The organism is Paracoccus sp. KKT209, assembly GCF_055635455.1.
The window spans coordinates 3,034,261-3,053,527 of the sequence record NZ_CM145758.1 but is presented as its reverse complement, the minus strand read 5'-3'; the positions used below and the strand labels follow the sequence as shown (position 1 = coordinate 3,053,527).

14 protein-coding genes and 2 pseudogenes are annotated in these 19,267 nt (G+C 62.7%); 4 read left to right on the top strand and 12 right to left on the bottom strand.

Translation table 11 applies throughout. The features are described 5' to 3' along the window. Positions 1-534: 534 nt before the first annotated feature. Positions 535-1,404, bottom strand: coding sequence for a LysR family transcriptional regulator (locus ACZ2G3_RS15150; protein WP_470396825.1), 870 nt, complete (start codon positions 1,402-1,404; stop codon positions 535-537). A 111-nt stretch (positions 1,405-1,515) separates the two neighbouring features. Here ACZ2G3_RS15150 and ACZ2G3_RS15145 point away from each other — a divergent pair, with 111 nt between their 5' ends. The 3 genes from ACZ2G3_RS15145 to ACZ2G3_RS15135 are packed head-to-tail and all read left to right on the top strand — an operon-like array spanning position 1,516 to position 4,053. Then, the gene (locus ACZ2G3_RS15145; protein WP_470396824.1) at positions 1,516-1,860 is read left to right on the top strand and encodes a hypothetical protein; all 345 of its coding nucleotides are present in this window, start codon (positions 1,516-1,518) and stop codon (positions 1,858-1,860) included. Then, positions 1,857-2,816 (top strand): zinc-binding alcohol dehydrogenase family protein, encoded by a 960-nt coding sequence (locus tag ACZ2G3_RS15140; RefSeq protein WP_470396823.1) that lies wholly within the window; start codon positions 1,857-1,859, stop codon positions 2,814-2,816. The genes ACZ2G3_RS15145 and ACZ2G3_RS15140 overlap by 4 nt, the downstream gene beginning before the upstream one ends. 1 nt (position 2,817) lies before the next feature. Beyond that, on the top strand, positions 2,818-4,053 hold the full coding sequence (locus ACZ2G3_RS15135; protein ID WP_470396822.1) for an MFS transporter: 1,236 nt from the start codon (positions 2,818-2,820) through the stop codon (positions 4,051-4,053). Positions 4,054-4,257: 204 nt separating this feature from the next. Here the strand turns inward: ACZ2G3_RS15135 and ACZ2G3_RS15130 are convergent, their stop codons facing one another. Together ACZ2G3_RS15130 and ACZ2G3_RS15125 are read right to left on the bottom strand one after the other, a co-directional pair. After that, the gene (locus ACZ2G3_RS15130) at positions 4,258-5,412 is read right to left on the bottom strand and encodes a DNA cytosine methyltransferase (protein ID WP_470396821.1); all 1,155 of its coding nucleotides are present in this window, start codon (positions 5,410-5,412) and stop codon (positions 4,258-4,260) included. 4 nt (positions 5,413-5,416) lie between these two features. Beyond that, positions 5,417-6,669: pseudogene (locus tag ACZ2G3_RS15125) on the bottom strand (site-specific DNA-methyltransferase). A 428-nt stretch (positions 6,670-7,097) separates the two neighbouring features. Here ACZ2G3_RS15125 and ACZ2G3_RS15120 point away from each other — a divergent pair. Further along, the gene (locus ACZ2G3_RS15120) at positions 7,098-8,444 is read left to right on the top strand and encodes an IS5 family transposase (protein ID WP_470396820.1); all 1,347 of its coding nucleotides are present in this window, start codon (positions 7,098-7,100) and stop codon (positions 8,442-8,444) included. On the opposite strand, the gene ACZ2G3_RS15115 is transcribed toward ACZ2G3_RS15120, so the two are convergent. The 9 genes and pseudogenes from ACZ2G3_RS15115 to ACZ2G3_RS15075 form a co-directional block, all read right to left on the bottom strand. After that, positions 8,417-9,481, bottom strand: coding sequence for a hypothetical protein (locus tag ACZ2G3_RS15115; protein WP_470396819.1), 1,065 nt, complete (start codon positions 9,479-9,481; stop codon positions 8,417-8,419). The two genes, ACZ2G3_RS15120 and ACZ2G3_RS15115, sit on opposite strands and share 28 nt — an antisense overlap. A gap of 1 nt (position 9,482) precedes the next feature. Then, a complete protein-coding gene (locus ACZ2G3_RS15110) occupies positions 9,483-12,470 on the bottom strand; it encodes a type I restriction endonuclease subunit R (protein WP_470396818.1) in 2,988 nt (995 codons plus the stop codon). Then, a complete protein-coding gene (locus tag ACZ2G3_RS15105) occupies positions 12,467-13,006 on the bottom strand; it encodes a hypothetical protein (protein WP_470396817.1) in 540 nt (179 codons plus the stop codon). Before ACZ2G3_RS15105 ends, ACZ2G3_RS15110 begins: the two co-directional genes overlap by 4 nt. After that, entirely contained in the window at positions 13,003-14,265 is a 1,263-nt protein-coding gene (locus ACZ2G3_RS15100; RefSeq protein ID WP_470396816.1) for a restriction endonuclease subunit S, read from the bottom strand. The genes ACZ2G3_RS15105 and ACZ2G3_RS15100 overlap by 4 nt, the downstream gene beginning before the upstream one ends. Further along, a complete protein-coding gene (locus ACZ2G3_RS15095; RefSeq protein WP_470396815.1) occupies positions 14,262-15,167 on the bottom strand; it encodes an Abi family protein in 906 nt (301 codons plus the stop codon). Before ACZ2G3_RS15095 ends, ACZ2G3_RS15100 begins: the two co-directional genes overlap by 4 nt. Before the next feature lie 175 nt (positions 15,168-15,342). Next, the gene (locus ACZ2G3_RS15090) at positions 15,343-17,379 is read right to left on the bottom strand and encodes a type I restriction-modification system subunit M (protein ID WP_470396814.1); all 2,037 of its coding nucleotides are present in this window, start codon (positions 17,377-17,379) and stop codon (positions 15,343-15,345) included. A gap of 78 nt (positions 17,380-17,457) precedes the next feature. After that, positions 17,458-18,123, bottom strand: coding sequence for a hypothetical protein (locus ACZ2G3_RS15085; RefSeq protein ID WP_470396813.1), 666 nt, complete (start codon positions 18,121-18,123; stop codon positions 17,458-17,460). Further along, the gene (locus ACZ2G3_RS15080; protein WP_470396812.1) at positions 18,120-18,773 is read right to left on the bottom strand and encodes a DNA methyltransferase; all 654 of its coding nucleotides are present in this window, start codon (positions 18,771-18,773) and stop codon (positions 18,120-18,122) included. Before ACZ2G3_RS15080 ends, ACZ2G3_RS15085 begins: the two co-directional genes overlap by 4 nt. Positions 18,774-18,828: 55 nt before the next feature. Further along, positions 18,829-19,218: pseudogene (locus ACZ2G3_RS15075) on the bottom strand (DNA cytosine methyltransferase); the annotation flags it as partial. Positions 19,219-19,267 lie beyond the last annotated feature (49 nt).

Genomic DNA, 19,267 nt, shown 5'->3' with positions numbered 1-19,267 from the left:
AGCTGTCCCGGCCCTAACCAAGTGCGCCTATCCCTCCCCGGCACAACAAGAGGCGGCAACAGACCCAGTATCCGCGGCGCTGTCACCATCATCCAGCAAGCTGGCGGCCACCCCAGGTACCAGGCACCCCTTCAGCCGCACCCCTGATGTTGCCGTCGCTCCAACCGGGCGCGCTCTTTCCCCATAGCGTGATCCAAGACCCCCGCGGCTTCCTCCTTGTCAGGTTTTCCAACGCGGGCCACCGCCGCAGCCCCCACCGCCAAACTCACGCCAAAGCCCGCATCGAAAAACCTCCGACAAAGCCGCCGTTGGTGTGACCTGCTTTTAAGGCACGATAGCTTCTTCATCGCCGCTCTGGGCGGCGTTACGAACTGACTTGATCAAATTTTCCACTCCACCGGCTCCGACCACCTGACAACGGTGTCAAAGGCCCTGGAAACACTAAGAAGAAGACGAGCAGGCCAAGGAAATCTTCTTGGATGATCACCCAGGCACAACGAAAAGCCCGGAAATTTCTTAATAATACATAGTCTTTTATCGCCTTCCAAACTCCTCAGTCGCAAAGCCGATGAAAGCACGTAATTTCGGAGTTGCCTGCCTGTCGGGTGCATAGATCAGGTGCAGCGGACGTGTCGGCACCTTATAGTCAGGCAGAAGCGTCAGGAGCCTCCCGGCCGCGAGATCGGCGGCGACCAGTTCCACTGGCTGCAGGATCACACCGAGACCCGCGCGTGCCGCTGCCAGGATGGGCTCTCCGTGATCAGCTATAAAGGAGCCGGAAATTTCTACGGACACCCGCCCCTCTGGACCGTCGAAGGTCCACCTCTTCTGCAATTCGGTATGCGCGTAGACCAGGCAAGCGTGACCGGCGAGGTCGGCAGGCGTGTTCAGGGGCGGGGCACCTGCCAGATAGGAGGGGGCAGCGCAAAGCGCTAGCCGATACGGTGCAAGCCGCTTGGCCATCAGCCCGCTATCGGGAAGGTCTCCGACGCGGAACGCAACATCGAATCCTTCTTCGACCAGATCGACATTGCGGTTGTTCAGGTTTAGGTCGACAACGACTTTTGGGTTGTTCCGCATGAATTCGGGTAGTCTCGGCGCCAGGGTGAAGATGCCGAAACTGACAGGCGCGTTGATTCGCAAGCGACCGGTTGGCAAAGCGCGGGCTTCCGCGGCCAGGATTTCCGCCGCCGCGATATCGGCCAAGATGACACACGCGCGTTCGTAATAGGCGGCGCCGAACCCGGTCAGGCTTTGCCGACGGGTCGTGCGGTGCAGCAGCTTGACGCCCAGATGATCTTCCAGTCGCTGCACATGCTTGCCCACCAGTTGCGGCGACATGTCCAAGATATCGCCCGCCGCGCTGAACGAGCCCGCATCCACGGCGTGCACAAAGACCTCCATCGCTGTCAATCGATCCATTAGAAACTCTGTGTTTCAAGTGATGATGAATATGGAGCATTTTTCAGTTCTGGTTTTCAATTAAATTTTCGGTTCACGATATGGATTCGCACGATGTCACAAGCTTTTCCCCCTTCCTTCGCTGCCTTTGCCGGGTTCGTCGGAGCGATCTTTGCGATGGGGTCGCGGGGCATTGATGCCTTGCTGCCTGCATTGCCGGATCTGGCAGACAGCTTCCAGGGCTATGGCAACCAGGTGCAATTCCCCTTGACCGGCCTCGTCATCGGCATGGGATTGGGCGCCACCTTGATTGCGGCGGCCGGAATGATCGGCGGCGGCGTTCTGGCGGTGGTCCACGCGGGCCTCGCCTTCGACGGCTCGCCGGTGCCGCTGATCGCCGCCATTCTCTTGTTTGCCATGCTGTCACGGCTGGCTCTGTATGAAGGATCCTTGAAATGACTCAGATGAAAGCTGCCGTCCTGCGCGCGCCCGGTGGTCCGGACGTCCTGAAGATCGAGACCCTGCCCATACCAGAGGTACCTCAGGGGTGGGTGCGCATCCGAGTCCGGGCGTTCGGCCTGAACCGGTCCGAGCTGTTCACGCGCCGTGGCCAATCGCCCTCCGTTACACTACCCCGGGTGCTGGGCATTGAAGCCGTGGGCGAGGTCGACCATGCACCGGGCACCGGCTTCGAGCCGGGCGAGCGGGTTGCCACCGTCATGGGCGGAATGGGCCGCCAGTTCGACGGGAGCTATGCTGAATTTACCTGCGTACCCGCCACTCAGGTACGCCGCATCGGCGTCGATCTTCCGTGGGAGGTGCTCGGCGCCCTGCCGGAGATGTTGCAGACCGCCTGGGGATCGCTGCATTCCGCGCTGCGCATCCGCGCCGGAGAGAGAGTGTTGGTGCGGGGCGGAACTACGTCCGTCGGGCTGACCGCCATCGGGCTGATCCGGCAGGCGGGTGCGGAGGCTTTCGCCACCACCCGGCAGTCCTCCCGGATTGACATGCTTCGCGCACTCGGAGCCAGGCCCGTGCTGGACGATGGTCGCATCGCGGCTCAGGGGGCTCCTTTCGCCAAGGTGCTGGAACTGGTCGGCACAACGACCTTGGCAGACAGCCTGGCCGCCACGGCGCCGGGTGGGGCGACCTGCATGACCGGCATGGTCGGTGACCAATGGACACTGCCAGAGTTCTCGCCCATGGATGTCATTCCGCATTGCGTGGCGCTGACGATCTATTCCGGCGGCGTTGCGGATTTTATGGCCATGCCCTTCGACAGGCTGCTTGGGGACGTAGCAGCAGGCCGGGTCGAGGCGAAGGTTGGGCGTGTCTTCACGCTGGACCAGATTGCGGAAGCCCATGCTTGCATGGAAGCCAATGCCGCGGGCGGCAAGATCGTGGTGCTGGTCTGACATGACACGGCAAGAGACGCGCTCCATCGCCATCGCCGCCTTTTCCACGGTGGTCGAATGGTATGATTTCACAATATATTTTTACTTTTCTACCACGCTGGCTCAAGTCTTCTTTGCTGGCGATGGTGGTCTTCTGGCAGTGCTGGCGGGCTTTGCCGTGGCCTATCTGCTGCGGCCAATCGGTGCGCTGGTCCTCGGTCGACTTGGGGATCGCTTCGGACGCAGGCAGATGCTCCTGTGGTCCGTGGCGCTGATGACGTTCAGCATGGCGGGCATCGCGCTTCTTCCCAGTCACGCCCAGATCGGCGCCGCTTCAGGCTGGGCGTTAATCGCGCTGCGCTGCCTGATGGCCTTCGCCGTGGGTGCCGAGTACAGCGGCGTCACCGCCTATCTGCTGGAAAGCGCGCCCAAGAGGCGGCGGGGCTTGGTGACATCGCTTGCAGCCATGACGTCCGAAATCGGCGCGCTACTGGCCGTGGTCGTCTCGGCGCTGGCGGTCTGGGCGCTGTCGCCCGAGGCGCTGTTGTCTTGGGGCTGGCGGCTGCCGTTCTTGCTGGGGGCAGCGCTTGCTATGGGCATCTGGATTGCCCGCCAGTGGATGGCCGAGTCCCCTGCCTTCGAAATCGAGCAAGCGCCGCAGACGCCCCTGCGCGACCTTTTCGCACAGGATCGGCGGGCGCTGCTGCGGGCCTTCGTGATCTCCGCGCTTGCGTCGGTCGCCTACTATATCGGCGTCATCTATGTGCCGGTATTCCTGATCTCATTAGGTGCGCTGCCCGAAGCGGCCGCCCTTCGGCTCGCCACGCTCGCAGCACTGGTGGTGATCTGCGTCACGCCCGTGATCGGCGCGCTTTCCGACATCTGGGGGCGACCTAGGCTACTGATCGGTCTCTGCCTTGCCGCGATTCTCTTGCCCGCGCCGATGTTCCACCTGATGGGGACAGCCAGCACTGGCATCGCGCTGATGGCGGCCTGCGTCCTGGCCATTCTGGCTGGCAGCTTCAGCGCAATCGGTCCCGTCGCCGTGGCAGAGATCTTTCCTACCGCGCGCAGACTGACCGGACTCGCAGTCGGAGCAACCATCGCAACCACGATTTTCGGCGGTTTCGCGCCCCTTTTGACCCGATCGCTTGCGAGTCAGTTTCATCAGCCTTCGCTTCCGGGGGTGGTCATCGCAGGTGTCGCAGTGATCTGCCTTCCCTTGCTGATCCTGACCTCTTCGGAAAAGGAGATGTAAAGTAACAATATCCCCGCCAGTTCCCCGCCCGACCGTGATGCGATGCCTTGCTGTGCACCCCTATGCAGATCCGCGGCGCCTACGAGGACAACCCCAACAGGTTCTGGAATAACGAAGCCGAAGACTGGATGCCGGGAAGGGCATCGGTAGACCGGAGAATCGCTGCATCCCCACAAAAGGGTAAGATGGGCTCTTAACCGCCATTCACCTAGAATCCCCGGACATCCTCCAGCAACTGATGCGCCAGAGTTCGGAGCGCATGCGCCGCAACCAGTGGGACCACACCGTTGCCACAGAGGCGGAGCCGGTCCACCCTTCTGGCCAGCCCATCAGCGCCTCGACGAATAGCGGGTTCAGCGTGCGGCGCTGATCGCAGGTATCGCTGCCAGCCATCGGCGTCGTGAGGACCTGGCGGCCAAGCAGGCCGTTCACCGGTGTATTCGCGAGGCTGGTCGCCCCGTCCTTGTGATCGCGGGCCGTCGGCGTCATCCAAATCCGGCTGGCGTGGGTCAGGTCCGCCGATTTCCGGTTGCCCGCGCTCGGCTTCGCGCCATCCGTGGCCAGCGGCGTCGGCCATTGCGCCGCCGTGGTCGCAAGGTTCATCCCATGCTTGCCCGCCGCCTGAGATGGCGTCGTCTCGTCTGCCGGTTCTCGTTGGCGCTGGCCCGGGGTGTCGGCCAGAGGCGCAGCAGTTCCGTCCGGTTGCCGCCGCTCGAGCGGGTGCGGGAGCAGGCGCGCGGGGTCGGCCAGCGCGTCCCCTTCGCGGACGGCGAGGATGAAAAGGCGTTCCCGGCGATGTGGGGCGCGCCGTTCTCGCGGTAAACAGTCCCCCGGACTGTTTTCTGATCCCTCGAACTCCGCCGCCGTAAACAATCCTGCCGCAAGGCGGTAGCCCATGCTGACCAGTCCGCTGGCGACTTCGGGGAAACCGAGGCGGAGATGATGGGCGACGTTTTCGAGAAAGACGAAGGGTGGTTCGCATTCGCCGATGATCCGGGCGACATGCGGCCAGAGATGGCGCGGGTCGTCCGCGGCCCTTCGCCTGCCCGCCACGCTGAACGGCTGGCACGGATAGCCCGCAGAGACGATATCCACCGCGCCGCGCCAAGGCTTGCCGTCGAAACTGGCAAGGTCGTCCCAGACAACAGCCTGATCTAGGGCCTTGTCCGCCATCCTCGCCACGAGAGAGACCGCAGCGAGGGTTTCCCGCTCGACATGGCCCACAGCTCGATATCCGGGCAGGGCGAGGGTAAGGCCGAGGTCGATCCCGCCTGCACCGGAGCAGAGCGAGAGGCCGAAGAGGCAGGTGTCATCGGTCCCGGAATGCAATCCGGGGGCAGGTAAAGCCAGGTCATTCATGGTCTCAGCGTCGGGAAGTGGTCAGATCGGCGAAGGTTTGTCGGTGCCGTCCAGCACTGCCGCCTGGCCCGTCAGGTTCTGCCAGCGGGTGATGGCGACATCGACATAGGCGGGGTTCAGCTCGATGCCGTAGCAGATCCGGCCGGTGGTCTCGGCGGCGATCAGGGTGGTACCGGATCCCATGAAGGGTTCATAGACGGCCTGTCCGGGGCTGGAATTGTTCAGCATCGGGCGGCGCATGCACTCGACTGGCTTCTGCGTGCCGTGAACCGTCTCGGCATCCTGATCCTTGTTGGCGATCTGCCAGAGCGTGGTCTGCTTGCGATCCCCGGCCCAATGTCCCTTGCCGGGCTTCTTCACCGCGTACCAGCAGGGTTCGTGCTGCCAGTGATAGTCGCCGCGGCTCAGCACCAACCGATCCTTGGCCCAGATGATCTGCGAGCGGATATCGAACCCGGCCGCGATCAGACTGTCCGCGACGGTCGTGGCGTGCAGGGCGCCATGCCAGACATAGGCGACATCGCCGGGAAACAGCGACCAGGCCTCGCGCCAGTCGGCGCGGTCGTCGTTCAGCACCTTGCCGGTGCGTCTGGTCTTGGCGGCGCCAGTGGCATTGCGCCAGGCCGGGTCGTATTCCACCCCATAGGGCGGATCGGTGACCATCAGCAGCGGGCGCACATCGCCGAGCAGCTTTGCCACCACATCGGCCGACGTACTGTCGCCGCAGATCAGCCGATGCGGCCCCAGTTGCCAGAGATCGCCCGGCACCGAGACCGGGTCGGCGGGCGGCTCCGGCACATCGTCCTCGCCCTCGGCCGCGCCGTCATCCGCCAGATCCGGATCCTGCAGCAGGGCTTCCAACTCGTCCTCGGCAAAGCCCAGCAGCGACAGGTCGAAGTCATCGGCCAGCAGCCCCGCCACCTCGTCGCGCAGCAGGCTTTCGTCCCAGTCGCCCAGTTCCGTCAGCTTGGTGTCGGCGATGCGATAGGCCCGCCGCTCGGCCTCGTCGAGATGGCCGAGCCGGATCACCGGCACCTCCGCAAGCCCCAGCTCCGTCGCTGCCAGCACCCGGCCGTGCCCGGCGATCAGCTCGCCATCGTCCCCGACCATGCAGGGCACGGTCCAGCCGAAGCGGGCCATGCTGGCGGCGATCCGGGCCACCTGATCGGGGCCATGCATCTTGGCGTTCCGGGCATAGGGGCGCAGCCGCTCGATCGGCCAGAACTCGATCTGGCGCGGTGCAATGGCGAGGTCCATGAGGTCGGGTGGTCCTGTGGTTGGGGTGGCTTCGGACAGGTGGATTCCACGGCTGCGGATTCCGGTGGATTCCCATTTTGGGATCCGGGAATCCACCCTCGCGGAAAGCTCAAGGCCTTGTTTTATTGGTCGAAACAGCGCTCAAGCTGGTCAGGTGGATTCCGGGTGGATTCCCCGGTGAAATCGCCTGACGCTGGCAAACTTCCGCGCTGCGCCCCCCCGTATACGGATCGGCCCCGGGAGGAACCATGGGAGGGGGGCTGTGTCGCAGTGAAGAGATCACCGCTGTCGCCAGAGCTCTTCTATGTCGTTCGCCCTGAACAACTCCCAAACGCCTGACTTTGCCTGCTGATCGGATGAAATCGGTAGCGAGGGATTGCAGACTTTCGTAAGCTGCGTCTTGAAACCTTGTGATTTCCGGAGCCGCGATGAAGCCTCGTCCCCGCGCTGAAGAGCAGGACGACCTCCTGCGTCCCCGCCTGACCGACATGATCGATCTGCGCCATGAACTGGCGAAGCTGGCGGAGCTGATCGACTGGGAGTTCTTCGAACGCGAATGGGCCGGGTTCTTCCCGTCTTCCGCGGGACGGCCAGCGACACCGCCGCGGCTTATCGCGGGGCTCCTCTACCTCCAGCACGCCTTCGACCTGTCGGATGAGGCCGTTGTCGCTCGGTGGGTGGAGAACCCGTATCATCAGCACTTCTGCGGCGAGACCTTCTTCCAGCACCGCCCGCCGATCGATCCCTCCTCGCTCACCCGCTGGCGGAAGCGCATCGGCGAAGAGGGCGTCGAATGGCTGCTCACGAAGACCATTGAAGCTGGGCGCGCCTCCGGAACGGTCAAGGAGAAGAGTCTGGAACGGGTGTCGGTCGACACGACGGTCATGGAGAAGAACATCGCCCATCCCACCGACGCCCGTCTCTACGAGACGGCGCGGCAGAAGCTGGTGGCGCTTTCTGCCAAAGCCGGGATCGAGCTGCGCCAAAGCTACGCGCGCCTGGCGCCGAGGCTGGCGATCACGGTCGGACGCCATGCCCACGCCCGCCAGTTCAAGCGGATGCGCAAGGCGCTGCGGACCCTGAAAGGCTACACGGGCCGCGTCATGCGTGACCTGCGCCGCCAGCTCGACAGCGTGCCGGCAGGCCCGCTACGGGAGCGTGTCCTCGACACGCTGGTTCTGACCTCCCGGCTGCTGAACCAGCAGCCGAAGGACAAGGGCAAGATCTTCAGCCTGCACGAGCCGGAGGTAGACTGCATCTCCAAGGGCAAAGCGCGGGTGCGCTACGAGTTCGGCACCAAGGTCAGTGTCGCCGCCACCATCGACGAGGGCTTCATCGTCGGCATGCGGGCAATGCCCGGAAACCCCTATGACGGCCATACCCTCGCCGAGGCCCTCGAGCAGGTCGAGGTGCTGACGGACCGCCGGCCCAACCTCGCCGTCGTCGATCGCGGCTATCGCGGACACGGCGTCGAGACCACGCGGGTGCTCATCAGCGGCACTCGCAAGGGAATGACGCCAACGCTCACCAGGCTCTTGCGTCGCCGCAGCGCCATCGAGCCAGAGATCGGCCACATGAAGACCGACGGGCGGCTGACGCGCTGTCCGCTCAAGGGTACCTTCGGTGACGCGGTCTTCGCTGTCCTCTGCGCCTGCGGCCACAACATCCGCAAGATCCTCGCCCACCTCAGGGCCCTTTTGGCTCTCCTGATCGGCGTGCTTCTGCGCGTCTTCGTAGCGGATCGCCTTCACGGAACCCGAGCTGCCGCCGCCTGAGCGAATTGTTCAGGACGGACTATGTCATTTTGCTCAAGCCACTCTTTCATGGCCCGAAATGCGTTATCCGAGTATTGAGGTATTTTCTGTTTTCCAAACTCAAAAAGGTGATGGCAGTCAGGTTTATTGTCGAGATCAAGATGGTCTCTGAGTGCCTTGGCCTTTGGTTGCGTCAGCTTGAGCTTATTGGCAAGATCAGCTCTGCCCATATGAAACTTGCGCCTGAGATCGATCTCACGAACAGCCGCCGCGTCTGTAGGATCATCGCCGCCAATGTATCGAACCGGTGCTCCCTGCTTCTTTGAAAAGTGAACAGTGAGTGTCACGCCCTCACCAGTTGTTTCAGTTCCAATAGTAGAAAGGCGCGGGAAGACTTCCTGAACATTCGATCCGGCACGAACTGCTTTCTCAATCCGATTTATATCTGCTTCCGATACCTCCACTTCGTCAACGGCCACCGCCTCCATGGCGAGTAGAGTCCGAATACGTGCACGTGCTTCATCGCGGGCCCGGCGCCCTGGTTTGAGGAGCTCCGCGATTACTTCGAACTCCCGGTCAACCAGGAACTCAAAGTCTCCGGGTGGTAAGGTCGATACTGGAAGGACGCGCGCAGGAATGTGTGCAGAGAGATCATCATTAAGGGAGCGTTTCATGTAGCTATCAAACGCGGTAATCAGTGCGCGAACGTTTAAATAGAGAATGTCCTCGGCAACATAAACAAACCAGTGCTGTGCCGCATCGCGCAGCCTGTCGACAGCGCGCATCACACCAGCTTCCTTCTCTGTGAGCCCCTGCCTTGCAATGCAGATGCCGAGGCAGCGTTCAAATCCGATAGATTTTCCGGAATTCTTCTCGAACACTGGCTGCTTGTTTTGAACCAATACGGCTTTCAAGAGCATTTCGCAGGCGTGCTGCGCATGAAGAAGTACGGTCGTAACGCGACCTTCGTCGTGAAAGCTGTTGAAGGCAGTCATGCTGGCCTTCAGTGATGAGACTGCCTTTAGCTTCAGAGTCTTTGCGTCGCGAACAAGCTTCATTCTATGCTGACTTCCGAACTTCTCGCATTGCGCGATTGAAGAAGAACCGGATCAGCTGATCTCGCGCTTCGGGATCGGTCAGCACGATATCGCGCATTTCAGTGTCGCGCTGATACCCCCGGACAACGCTCTGGAAGAACGCCTGCGAAAAGGCCGTGTAGACCACATCTGCCGAGTTGTTCTTTAGCATCTCGGTCATCTCTTCATTCATCGTCGCCTGATAGCTCGGCTCATGCCGGACGATATCTGCCTCGGTGAAGGCAGTGCCATGCCGGTCGTTGAACGCCTTGACGATCTCGGACAGCTCCTTCTGCTCGTCCTCGGTGTAGGGCTTCGCACCGAACTCGTTGATCGCCTTCAGCGCGGCATGATCGCCCGGCGAAAGGCCGGCACTCCCAGCCTCTTTCTGCTCCACCTTGAATGCTTGCAGGCGCAGCATGTCCTCGGTGATCTCGATGTCTGGCGGCACCTCCCGGTTCGGCAGCAGCCGCGCGAGCCAAGCGCCATAGGAATAGAGCTTCTCCAATCCCGTATCTTCCAGCCGGATCACCTGCGCGATGAAGCTGTAGAAGCGCATGTAGCTCTTCAGAAGCTGGCGGAATTCCTCTTGGCGCCCCTCGTCTTCGTCGGCCTCGAATCGGCCCGCTGCTTGCTTCACCAGCCCTTCCAGTTGCGCCCGATCCGCGCCGGCAAGTCGGCCACTGTAGAAGGTTGCAGCGAACCGCTCGATCTCGTTCTTGTCGAGATAGCCGAATTTCATCAGCCGGCCTTCGAGGTCATAGACCTGGTTCGGGTCGGAAATCGCTTCCAAGGCCGTCTGCTCGTAATAGGGGCGGAAGGCGTTCTGGATGTCCTCGATGCTGTTTTGAAAATCGAGAATGAAGGCGCGTTCCTTGCCGGCCATGGTCCGGTTCAGGCGCGAAAGCGTCTGAACCGCCTGAAGACCCGCGAGCTTTCGGTCAAGGTACATTGCGCAAAGCTTCGGCTGATCGAAGCCGGTCTGATACTTCTCGGCGACGATCAGGATCTGATATTGCTCGGGAAAGGGTGTGCCGTCGGGGCGAACGCCGTCGAAGCGGCTCGGAAGCTCGGTTTCTGAGAAGCCGTTAAGTTCGGCCTCGGTGTAGGTTTCTCCGTTGTGCTTGAGATCACCCGAGAAGGCGACCAGCGCCCTCAGGTCTCCGTAGCTGTTGCTGGCGATGTAGTCGCGCACGCCGAAGAAGTAACGCAACGCATGCTCGCGGCTCTGCGTCACGATCATCGCCTTCGCCTTGCCGTTCAACTCGCCCATCACGTGCCGGCGGAAATGCTCGACGATGATCTCGACCTTCTGGCCGATCGCTGTGGGATGCAGGCTGGCATAGCGCGCGACCTTTCGCTGCCCGCGCCGACCGCTCAGCTCGGGATCATCCTCGATCGCCTTCTCTAGCTGATAATATGCCTTGTAGGTCATGTAGTTCTGGAGAACGTCGAGGATAAAGCCCTCTTCGATCGCCTGGCGCATCGAATAGAGGTGGAATGGGTGCGGCAGCCAATCCGGTCCCTTTATGCCGAAGCGTTCCAGGGTGACGTTGCGCGGCGTCGCCGTGAAGGCGAAGAAGCTGATGTTGGCCTGCGGCCCCCGGCTCTTCTGGTATTCTGCAATGATGTCCTCGATGTCGTCGCTGGACGTTGCCTCCCGGGTCAGCGCGTCGGTCATGGCCTGAGCAGACTTCCCCGACTGGCTGGAATGGGCCTCGTCAATGATCAGCGCGAAGGATCGGGTGCCCTGCCCCGACAACTCCTTCAGATGGTCGGTCGAGAACTTCTGGATCGTGGTGATGATGATCCGGGCGCCCTTGGCGATGGCATCCTTCAGATCGCGCGAGGTGCCGTCGATCTTTTTCACCACACCGGCGGTCTGTTCGAACTGGGCCACCGTCCCCTGAAGCTGGCGGTCGAGAACCACCCGGTCGGTCACGACGATCGCCGTGTTGAACACGGGCTGGTCGGCGGCATCGTGCAGATTGATGGCGTGGTGCGCCAGCCAGGCGATGGTGTTCGATTTGCCGGAGCCGGCCGAGTGCTGGATCAGATAGTTCCGCCCCGCGCCATGATCGCCGGCATGAGCCATCAGCTTGCGCACAGAGTCCAGCTGCTGGAAGCGGGGGAAGATCATCACCTCGGATTTGCCGTTCACCTCAAGGTGCATGAAGCGCCCGAGGATATCGAGCAGGACCCGGCGCGAGAAAATCGCCTCGCCCCATGGCCCGTCGCGGAAGAGGTAGGCGATGCGGAACTCGCCCGGCACATCTGGATTGCCGGCACCGCCGTCGCGCCCACGGTTGAACGGCAGGAACCGGGTCTTGCCGTTCTGCAACCGCGTCGTCATCGACACGTTGTCTTCGTCCAGCGCGAAATGGACCAGCGCGCCGCGCTTGAAGGTGAGGAGCGGCTCGCCCGCTGGCGAACGGTCGGTGCGATACTGGCGTTCGGCATGGCGGAAGGTCGAGCCGGTCAGCAGGTTCTTCGCCTCGATCGTCGCCACCGGCAGCCCGTTCAGGAACACCACCACATCAAGGCGGCCGCCGTGCTTCTCGCTGTATTCCACCTCATCCATGACGCTGAGGATGTTCGCCTCGAACTCGGCGATCCGGTTCGGCTCGATCCCGCTGGCGGGGCGAAAGAAGCAGAGCGAGAACCGGATGCCCGGGACGATCTTCAGCCCGCTGCGCAGAACGTCCAGCAGCCCGCGATCCTTCAGCGCGCGGGTCAGCTGGGTGAACAGCGTGTTCTCGGCCGTGGTGGCGTAGTGGCTGACAAGCTTGGCCCATTCCTCGGGCTGCGTGTCCTGCAGGAAGCGCAGCACCAGCACCCGATCAATCGCCAGCGCGCGGTCATAGTCGGCCTTGGCGTTGCGGCGCAGATAACCCTGCCCGGTGACCAACTGGCTGATCAAGTGCTCCTGCACGGTCCGTTCGCGGTGAATATCGCTTGCTGAAAATGTCATGTTCTCCCCCGATCTTGCGGCGGGCAAAAGGTCGTCAGGTAATCTTGCAGTTCGCGCATGGCATCGCGGAAAAACCGGACATCCGTCGCGAGGAAGCTTTTTGCCTTTGTCCCGACGCCACCATAGCGCAGGCGGTCGGATTTGGGGTCGATTTCACCCAGTTCCTGAAGCCGGCGCTGCGCCCAGGGTTCAAGCCCGTCAATCCTGTTGAGCAGCGCATTCAGCCTATGTTCGCGCGTGAAATCAGCGTTCGGATCGGCGGCCCGGATGATATGCTTCAGACGCAGCTCGAAGGCATGGCGATAGAGGTAGATCACCGGGAACTGGGCAACGAAGTCCTCGATCTCGTTTCTGAAAATGGTGTCGACCAGAAGCTCGGCGCAGCGGAAATAGTTGTCGGAAATCTTCGACAGGTCGTGCTCTTCCAGAATGTCCATATCTCCGAAGGCAAAGGCTTTGGGCATGTCCCATTCGCTCACGCGTGCGAACTCGTTGTCCGGTTGCCAGAACAGCGGGCCGGGGCGCGCACTCGTCATGCCCCCATCTCCGCTTCGATCTGATCCAGTCGGCGGTCGGTCGTGCCGCGGCGGGACCATGTTTCGGGGTCGATCTGACCGGTGACGGCGGCGGTGATGAGGGCGGCGCGGAACTCGCGCAGGCGATCAGCGTGGCTTTTCACGAGCTCGCGCAGTTCCCTCAGTCGACTCTCCATGCGCGCAAGCGTCCGCGCAATTTCCGTCTGCTGCGTCTTAGGAGGTTCAGGAATGAAGACGCGCTTCAGGTCGAAAATGTTGATGCCCCGGACTGCAGCACCGAGTGAGCGCGACTCCAGCGGATGAAAGACGGCCGACGAAAGCAATGCATACCGAAGCCACTCGCGATCTATCCCCTGCCGTGGCGCAATTCTTGCTGCATCCTGCGTCAGGTTCGCGCCATCGATTTCCGGTGGAACGATCTCGATATCCCCGATCCCTCCCCGGATGGAGATGACCAGATCACCGCATCTCAGTCGGGACCGGACATAACTGGCCTCGATCTCATGGGTGGTGCGGCAAAGCCTGTCCGGATGGAGGCGACCCGGTTTCACATCGCCCCCTTTGACGATCATCGGGCCCTCTTCCATGTTGGGTCCGGGCAGAACGATCCCATACATGATCGGTCGTTTGGGGTCGGTCAGATACTTGAGCTGAACCTTCCTCCATCCATCCGGCAATCGCCCCCAGTCCGGACTGTGGGGAAACACGACGTGGTTCAGTGTTGCCCGCCAGCGTTCATTCGCCATCTCCCGGAATCGCTGCTTCTTCTCGATCAACAGGTCGATGCGGGCGGTTTCGCGGTCGAGGAAATCCGCAATCGCCTTCTGGGTGGGGAGATCGGGAAGTGCGAACTTCATGTTTCCAATGAAATGCCAAGACGCCCGCGGCATTTTTGCTCCATAGGTGGACGCATCGACGGCATTGATGAAGTCTGGATTCGCCATCAGGTAAAAGAGAAACGACTGATCTAGGCTTCGCCTAGGCCTAATTACCAAGGCCTCTCCCGAGCAATGCCCACCGAAGTGAGGGGCGGCCACTTTCGCCAGGTAAGGACGCAACTTACCAAACAAGACATCGCCTCGCCGAAATCTGTTTCCGACTTCACCATTTGAGCCTTCATCACGAACCTCTATTGCTCCTGTCCATGAGGATATCGCGTCAAGACCGATGAATGGTTTGTCTGCATCCGCCGAGGTGGCAGGCTCAACCACGTTACTTGCAGTGTGTTTCAGGCGGATTGAAGCCCACTCTCCTTTCATTCGATCACCCTCCACGCCTGCCGGTTCTGCCAGTCCATCGGGAACCCCATCGCTGCCGGTGCAGGCAACGGGCAGGTTGCCAGGTGATCGACGAGCCGCTCGCGCCATTCCGTGCCCGGCGCGACGATGGTCAGCAGGTGATCCAGCATCACCAGCGTGTTGTGCAGATAGCGATCATCCGCCCCGCGCAAGGCAATGGCCAGCCTGGCGGGCGATTTCGGCACCGCCATCTTGATGGTGAAGCGCCGGTTCCACAGCCGCCCGTGATGGGCACAGATGTTGCGCACATGGCTCATGTGATGCGCGAAGGAGGTCAGCACCTTTTCATCCAGCCCGAAGGGTCGTGCGATCGCCTGCCGATCGCTCCGCAGCTTCAGATCGCCCAGGAACTTGGACAGCAGGCCGAAGGACATCACCTCGGCGGCCATCCAGACCGGCGGCAGCTTCGGGGCGGTGTATTTCTTGCGGTAGTGCTCGGCAAAGGTGTCGCGCGAGCGCTGAAACTCCTTGGTCAGATCGGCCACCGCGCTGGCGTGGCGGGTGACATGGGCATAGTGCGCCTGGTCCAGATAGCCGTGCGCGCCATAGGTCATGGCCATGTGATGGGCCCATTGCGCGCGGATCGCGACCTCGACCCGCTCTACCGCGTCCATGACCATCAGCCGAAGCTGGCGGTCGAAGACATAGAGGGCGAGCACATCCTCGAACCGGGTGCCGGGCGTCAGCGCGTGGTCGCCATCTGCCGCCGGAGCCTCGAACGGCAACCAGTAGGCCCGCAGGCGATAGTAGGAGATGTGGCTGAGGTAGTGGCGGGCAGATGCCTCGTCATCCACGACCATGCCGCGGCGTCGCAGGAGGGCGATCTGATCGGTGATGGAGATGGCGGGCTTGCTGAACCTCATGCCGACGCCCCATGTCGCGACGACGCAGACAGCAGGGCCCCAGAAACAAGTAACCCGCCAGGGTGCGCAGTGCGCTGCCGAAGCAACGCCCGAGGCGTGGCGGGTCTTGTTGCCACAAGAGATAGGACAGCCCGGTTACCAAAGCAATAAGAAAGGCGGGGAGCCGAGGGAAAATTCATCGCGCCACCTCCTTCAGGAGGCCGGCGATCTCGGCCTCCAGCGCCTTGAGCTCGGCGTCGATCTCTTCCAGCGGACGGGGCGGCACATAGGTGTAGAAATAGCGGTTGAAGTTGATTTCATAGCCCACGCGGCCGACCTTGCCGTCGCGGGCGTCGCGGTGGGTTTCGTCCACCCAGGCATCCGGCACGAAGGGCGTGACCTCGCGGGCGACGTAGGCGCGCCAGTTCTCTTTCAGCGGCACAAGCTCGTGGTCACGCAGATCGGCGTCCGGCTCGGGGTTGCCGTCCTTGTCGCGGCAGATGTCGGCCTCTTCGTCGCGCTCGGACACGGCAGCCAGGATCGCCTTTCTGATCGGCGCGCCGATCTTCAGCCCGGCGGCCTTCAGCACCTTGCCCAGCGCCTTTTCGAACTGATCGCGATTTCGGAAGAGTTGATCCGGCAGCCCGCGCAGGGCGATCTGGATCTGATCCTGTTCGGTCGGATCGAGCCGGGCAAAGGGCTTTTGATCGGCCAGGCGGGCGAGCCGATCGTCGCTGGCATGGAAGCTCAGCCGCAGCGGGCGCTCGATCCTGATCTCGCGATAGCCGAAATCCTCGGTGTCGAAGATTTTCGCGACATCGGACGCGCCGCTCTCGCCGTTCAGGAAGTCCGCGTAGATGCGCACGATCTCCTCTCGCGCCTCGTCGGGGATTTCCCGGCGCTTCGAGCCCAGCGACTTGCGCATGGAGCGCCAGAACCGCTCGCCCGAGGCATCGATCAGCTGAACCTTGCCGCGGCGCTGGGCGGGCTTGCGGTTGGTCAGCAGCCACACATAGGTCTGGATGCCGGTGTTGTAGAAGAGATCGGTGGGCAGCGCGACGATCGCCTCCACCCAGTCGTTTTCCAGCATCCAGCGGCGGATTTCGCTCTCGCCGGAGTTCGCGCCGCCGGTGAAGAGGGGCGAGCCGTTCATGACAATGCCGATGCGCGAGCCGTCCTCGTCATCGCGCATCTTCGAGATCATGTGCTGCAGGAACAGAAGCTGGCCGTCCGATATCCGCGGCGTGCCGGCGCCGAACCGGCCCGAGAAGCCCATGGTCTCGGCCTCGGACTTGATCGGGTCCTGATACTTCTTCCAGTCGACGCCATAGGGCGGGTTCGAGAGCATGTAGTGGAAGCTGCGGCCCTTGTGCGCGTCCTGCGTCAGCGTGTTGCCGAAGGCGATCTGCTCGGGATCATGGCCCGTCACCAGCATGTCGGATTTGCAGATGCCGAAGGACTCGGGGTTCAGTTCCTGACCGAAAAGCTCCACCCGGATGGACGGGTTGAAACCCTTCAGTGCCTCCTCGGCCAGAGCCAGCATCCCGCCGGTGCCACAGGCCGGGTCATAGACCTGCCTGATCTTGCCGCGGCCGGACAGCTTGGTGTCGTCATTGGCGATCAGCAGGTCCACGATGAGCCGAACCACCTCGCGCGGGGTGAAGTGTTCCCCGGCGGTTTCATTCGAGATTTCCGAGAAGCGGCGGATCAGCTCCTCGAACAGATAGCCCATCTCGATGTTCGAAATCGCCTCGGGGTGAAGATCGATCTGGCAGAACCGCTCGAACACCGGCCACAGGATGCCGGCGTCGTTGAGGCGCTTCAGCTGCTCGGTGAACAGGAACTTGTCGAAGAAGATGTCACGAACGTTGCCCGAGAAATTGCGAATGTAATCGAGCAGGTTCTGGTGCAACTGGCCCGGGTCCTGTCCGCGCAGGCTTTCGAACGTGGCGCGCGACAGGTTGTAAACCTTGATGTTGCCGCCCACCGCCCCGAACAGGATCATGTCGCGGGTCGCATCATCGATCCCGGGTGGCAGGGACTCCGCCGCCTGCTGGACGGCCGTCTTCGATCCCTCAAGAATGCAATCCAGGCGGCGCAGGACGACAAATGGCAGAATGACTTTGCCGTATTCGGATTGCTTGAAATCGCCACGCAGGATTTCGGCGATCGACCAGACAAAGCCTGCTGTTGACCGAATTTCTGCTTTATCGCGCTGCACTGCCTCGCCCATGTACCGTCCCGGGTGTAGTGATTGTTGGGTTGACCGTAGCTGGAAGCGATGCAGAATCAAAGAGGAAGCCGGTGCTCTTCAGGCTCGTTTCGTCTCCCACGGTCTAGCCTTCGGCATTGCCGTGGTCACTTCCACATCCCGCAACATCCCGCCCGAGATCAGCCCATCGCGGATCCAGCCCAGCGCCTGCCACCAATCGTCATAGGCGCGGCGAGCCGCCTCGATCTGGTGGGGATGCGGGGAGAAGGTCACCGGGCAGGCCAGAACCTCGACGGTGCGCCACTTCCTCCGGATCAGGACACGTTCGGTGCCGATAACGATGGTGCTGGCCCGTTCGCCATGCTGGTTCCGCTTCACCTCGACCGGGACACAGCGCGGGACAGCCCCTGGCATCCAGTCCGGCGTGAGCCCGGCGCGGGCTAGTTCCGCCATGCGGATCGCCATGCGCTTGCCGCCGAGACTGTCGGGCATCCCGGCGACGGTGGCGGCGATCACCTCGGCGTCCTCGTGGGTATAGCCGCCGATCTTGTGCTGGCCGCCGTCGATCTTGCAGCCCAGCGCGGCGCGTTGGAGGAGGACGTATTCCAGGCCGAAGCCGAAGCCTTCGTCGTTGACGTCCTGGGGCAGGGGAAGCTCCAGTTGGGCCTTCTCGACCCGGAAAGCCCATTCCAGCGCTGCCTGCACGCCCAGCGCGCGCTTCACTTTCGTGCCGCCCGTGCGGCCAATCCTGCTGTGGAAACTCATGGCTGCAATCCTTCAAACAGGTTCATTTGCGCCGGGCGCTGGGCGTCCTCCGTCGGCCGCCAGATCCACGGGCCCGAGGCCATGGGCAGCTGCGAGAGTGCGCCACGCATGTGCTGCTGCCAGAGGGTGAACTCCGTTGCCGAGCAGGCGCAGAGCGCGTGCCCGATGGGCCAGCCCATCAGCCATCCGACGAAGAGCGGGTTCAGCCGCCGCCGTGCCCGGCCCTTCAGGATCCGCCGCGAGACGACGCGCCCATGCGAGGCAGTCATCGAATCCCAGAGCCGGCGCGAGATCGGGGCGTGCGGCGAGGACCCTACGCCATGCATCGTGATCGCCGGGTCCGGGCGGGTGAAGCCCTGCTCCGCCCGGTAGTGCAGGGTGTCGAGGCGGCTCTTGCCATCGGCCCGCGTCATGCTGGCCTCGCTGGATCCCTTCCAGTTCTGCGCGGCTGGCGTCGGCCATTGCGCCGCCTGCGCGGGCAGGGGCGGCCTCCCGCCCGAGCCATAGCTCTGCCCCGGCCCGCCCTTCGCACCGTCCGTCGCCTTGGGCGTCGACCAGCTGGTGATGCCCAGCGCCAGAGCCTCTGCCTTCCGGGTGAAGTCGCTGTTCCCCGCCGGGTTGTAGCTGCCGGTGCCCGGATGCAGGCTCATCGGTGTGGGCCAGGATGAAGATGCGCAGCCGCTGGTGCGGCGCGCCGACTTCTGCCGCCGAGAACAAACCCGCCGCAGGCGTGTAGCCCATGCCCCAAAGCTCTTGCAGGACGGTCTCGAGCCCGAGGGTGACGTGCCCTGCGACGTTTTCGAGGAAAACCCATTCGGGGGCGCATTCCCCGATGACCCGGGCGACATCGGGCCAGAGGTGCCGAGGATCTTCGGCGCCACCGCGTTTTCCGGCCGCGCTGAAGGGCTGACAGGGATATCCGGCAAGCACCGTATCGAAGGCTCCGCCGAAAGGCCTTGCGTCGAAGCTGCGCAGGTCGGTCCAGATCAGGGCCGGGGCGAAATAGCCGGCGCGCTGGGCGGCGATGAGCACGCCGCGCGGCCAGTCCTCCCATTCGACGAAGCACCGGGTGTGATATCCGGGCTCGGCGAGCATGAGGCCCATATCCAGGCCTCCGCCGCCTGCGCAGAGGGAGAGTCCGTGC